The following is a 4,576-nucleotide window of genomic DNA, read 5'->3' as shown; positions in this document are numbered from 1 at the left end:
CCCTCTCGGGAGCCATCGCCATCGGCTACCGCAGCAACGCCTCCGGCTCAGCGGCGACAGCCCTTGGTGACCAGGCCAGGGCGGCTGGAGCAGGCGCTACCGCCACCGGTTTCCTGGCCAATGCCACAGGAGAGAGCACCACGGCCTTGGGGCGCAACGCCAAGGCCAGCGGAACCGCCGCGACCGCCGTCGGAACAGCCTCCATCGCCGACGGTGAAAGCGCCACGGCCCTCGGGCGCAGCGCCAATGCCACCGGAACCTCCGCGACCGCCGTCGGGGTTGATGCCCTGGCCTCAGGGCAACAGGCGACGGCACTGGGTCCTCGCGCCAATGCCACCGGAACCGCCGCGACTGCCGTCGGGTTGAACGCCCGGGCTTCAGGTATCGCCGCCACAGCCCTCGGAGAAGCCTCCATCGCCGACGGTGAAAGCGCCACGGCCCTCGGGCGCAGCGCCAATGCCACGGGCTTCCAAACCACCGCGTTGGGTGCCGGCGCCCTGGCCAACTTCACCGGCTCCACCGCCATCGGCACCGGTGCCACCACCACCCGGGCCAGCCAGATCGTGCTCGGTCGCTCTGGCGACACCGTCACCATCCCCAACCTGTCCGGCACCGGCAGCGGCCTGATCCTCGCCAACGACGACGGCACCCTCTCCCGCTCAGCCGCCTCCGCTGCCGCCGTCAGCAGCCTCAATTGCACCGGCACCGGCGCCAACGCCGTCTGCTACGGACCCAACGCCATCGCCACCGGCGACGGCACCACCGCCCTCGGTGCCAACTCCAGCGCCGTCAACGTCGACGCCACCGCAGTGGGCTTCCGTTCCACTGCCGTCGGCAACCAGTCCACCGCCATCGGCTTCAATGCCAGCGCCAGCGGCATCGGCGCCACCGCCCTCGGCAACCAGGCCTCGGCCATCAACGCTCTGAGCACTTCCGTCGGAAGCTTCGCGATCGCCAATGGTGTCGGCGCCTCCGCCTTCGGTGACCGTGCCCGTGCCACCGGCATCGAAGCCACCGCCCTCGGGGCCCAGGCCAACGCCATCGGCGACGGCGCTTCCGCCGTCGGCCTCTTCGCCAATGCCACCGGCGACAGCGCCACGGCCGTGGGGAACCGGGCCAATGCCGGCGGCATCAACGCTTCCGCTTTCGGCCGCTCCGCCGCGGCACGAGCCACCGACGCCACCGCCCTCGGTGCCAGCGCCCAGGCCAACTTCAGCGGCTCCACCGCCATCGGCACCGGTGCCGCCACCACCCGGGCCAACCAGATCGTGCTGGGTCGCTCTGGTGACACCGTCACCATCCCCAACCTCAACGGCACTGGCAGCGGCCTGATCCTCGCCAACGACGACGGCACCCTGCAGCGCTCGGCCGTCAGTGCCTCCGCCATCGCCGGGCTGAACTGCGTCGGCACCGGCGCCAATGCTGTCTGCTACGGACCCAACGCCAACGCCAACGGCTCCTTCACCACCGCCATCGGCTCCGATTCCCTCGCCAACGGCTTCGCAGCCACCGCACTTGGCTACAACGCGAACGCCACCGGCAACTTCTCCACCGCACTGGGTCCTCGCGCCAATGCCACCGGAATCGGCGCGAGCGCCGTCGGGTTGGACGCCCGGGCTTCAGGTAACGCCGCCACAGCCCTCGGACAAGCGTCCATCGCCAACGGTGAAAGCACCACGGCCCTCGGTCGCAGCGCCAATGCCACCGGCCTCGCCGCGACCGCCGTCGGGTTGAACGCCCGGGCTTCAGGTATCAGTGCAAGCGCACTGGGCAATCAGGCTGACGCGGCTGGTGAAAGCGCTACCGCGCTGGGCTCCTTCGCCAACGCCAACGGACGTTTCTCCACTGCCGTAGGCGTAGGTGCCAATGCCAACGGGCAACAGACCACAGCAGTTGGTGCCTTGGCCGTCGCCCGCTTCGCCAGCTCCACCGCCGTGGGCACCGGTGCCACCACCACCCGGGCCAACCAGATCGTGCTGGGTCGCTCTGGTGACACCGTCACCATCCCCAACCTGTCGGGCGCCGGCAGCGGCCTGGTGATCGCCAACAACGACGGCACCCTCTCCCGCTCCGGCAACATCAGCGCGCCGGCTCTCAATTCCCTCAACTGCGTCGGGACCGGCGCCAATGCCGTCTGTTACGGCCCCAACGCCACCGCCACCGGCGACGGCACCACCGCCCTCGGTGCCAACTCCAGCGCCGTCAACGTCGACGCCACCGCAGTGGGCTTCCGTTCCACTGCCGTCGGCAACCAGTCCACCGCCATCGGCTTCAATGCCAGCGCCAGCGGCATCGGCGCCACCGCCCTCGGCAACCAGGCCTCGGCCATCAACGCTCTGAGCACTTCCGTCGGAAGCTTCGCGATCGCCAATGGTATCGGCGCCTCCGCCTTCGGTGACCGAGCTCGTGCCACCGGCATCGAAGCCACCGCCCTCGGGGCCCAGGCCAACGCCATCGGCGACGGCGCTTCCGCCGTCGGCCTCTTCGCCAATGCCACCGGCGACAGCGCCACGGCCGTGGGGAACCGGGCCAATGCCGGCGGCATCAACGCTTCCGCTTTCGGCCGCTCCGCCGCGGCACGGGCCACCGACGCCACCGCCCTCGGTGCCAGCGCCCAGGCCAACTTCAGCGGCTCCACCGCCATCGGCACCGGTGCCGCCACCACCCGGGCCAATCAGATCGTGCTCGGCCGCTCTGGTGACACCGTCACCATCCCCAACCTGTCGGGCGCCGGCAGCGGCCTGGTGATCGCCAACAACGACGGCACCCTGCAGCGCTCGGCCGTCAACCCCAACGCCATCGCCGGGCTCAACTGCGTCGGCACCGGCGCCAATGCCGTCTGCTACGGACCGGGCGCCAATGCCACCGGCAACCTCACCACCGCCATCGGCTCGGATGCCCTGGCCAACGGCATCGGAGCCACCGCACTGGGCACCCGCGCCAACGCCAACGGCTTCGGCGCCACCGCACTGGGTGACTTCGCCACGGCCAACGGCTTCCGCGCCACCGCACTGGGTTTCGGTGCCATCGCCAACGGCAACAGCGCCACCGCACTGGGCGAGCTCGCCAGGGCCAACGGCACCAGCGCCACCGCACTGGGTGACAACTCCTTCGCCAACGGCTTCCGCGCCACCGCACTGGGTGCCGAGTCAACGGCTGCTTTCTCCAACTCCACGGCCGTGGGCACCGGTGCCACCACCACCCGCGCCAATCAGATCGTGCTCGGCCGCTCTGGTGACACCGTCACCATTGCCAATCTCTCCGGCAGCGGCCAGGGCCTTGTGATCGCCAACAACGACGGCACCCTGCAGCGCTCGGCCGTCAACCCCAACGCCATCGCCGGGCTCAACTGCGTCGGGACCGGCGCCAACGCCGTCTGCTACGGACCCAACGCCAACGCCAACGGCGTCGGGTCCAGTGCCATCGGCGCGGGTGCCACGGCCACCGGACCGCAGGCCACCAGCCTGGGATCGAACGCGATCGCCGTGCAGAACGGTTCCTTGGCCCTCGGCAGCACGGCCCAGGCCAACGGCGTGAATGCCACTGCGCTGGGAACCGGCGCCACGGCGAACTTCGACGGTTCTGCCGCGATCGGCGCCGGTGCCGCCGCCACGGCACCGAATCGCATCACCATCGGCACCAACAACACCGAGATTCAGCTGACATCGCTCACCGGAACCGGATCGGCGGGTGCGATCGACATCCTCACCCCAGACGTGAACGGAGTTCTGAGAGTCACCACACTGCCAACGAACATCGGCACCTTCTGCAACCGCACCGGTGCAGGTTCCACCTGCTATGGCCCCAATGCCGAGGCCCTGGGTGTCGGCGATACGGCCATTGGTGCCAACGCCAGGGCCGATGGATCCCTCGGGGCCACCGCCCTGGGTGCCTTCACCGAAGCCAATGGCAACGGCTCCACCGCGGTGGGCGTCGGCAGCGCTGCCGATGGCGATGGCTCGCTGGCAATCGGCTTCGGGGCCAACGCCGCCAGCACCAATGGTGTGGGCTCGATGGCCATCGGCAGCCTGAGCAACGTGAGTGGGGAGGGATCAGCTGCGCTGGGCTTCTCTGCCCAGGCCCAGGGGAGCAATGCCCAGGCCTTCGGAACCGCTGCCACCTCTCGCGGCTCCAACACCCAGGCCTTCGGCGCCGGAGCTTCCGCCAACGGGTTCAATGCACAGGCCTTCGGCAGCGGTGCCATGGCCAATGGCCGCAATGTCGTGGCCATCGGCACTAACGCCCGCGCCGAAGGTTTCAACACCAATGCAGTGGCGATCGGTACCGACGCCTTTGCCTCGGGTACCGATGTCAGTGCCGTCGGCGCTGGAGCCAGGGCCACAGGGGTGGGCTCCACGGCAATCGGCGCCGGAGCCCAGACCACGCGCAACAACCAGGTTGTGCTGGGTACCGCCACATCCACGGTCACCGTTCCCAACCTTGCTGGCCAAGGCACCGAACTGGTCAGTGCCAATGGCGATGGCACCTTGGTGCGCTCCGTGGGAATCAGCGCCAACAATGGGAGCCTCACGGTCCAGAACGGTCTGACGGTGGGTGGCCCCACCAACCTTCAGGG

The 4,576-nt window shown here is 69.6% G+C and carries 1 protein-coding gene; it reads left to right on the top strand.

The genetic code is table 11. The annotated features are described in order from the left end of the window. On the top strand, positions 1-4,576 hold a 4,576-nt coding region (locus tag ACLNEE_RS16495), incomplete at both ends, for a beta strand repeat-containing protein (RefSeq protein ID WP_412007409.1).

The sequence above is a fragment of the Aphanothece stagnina RSMan2012 genome, assembly GCF_046764815.1.
Taxonomy (GTDB): Bacteria; Cyanobacteriota; Cyanobacteriia; order PCC-6307; family Cyanobiaceae; genus NIES-981.
The sequence above is the reverse complement of the archived record's forward strand: the minus strand, read 5'-3'. Positions and strand labels throughout refer to the sequence as shown.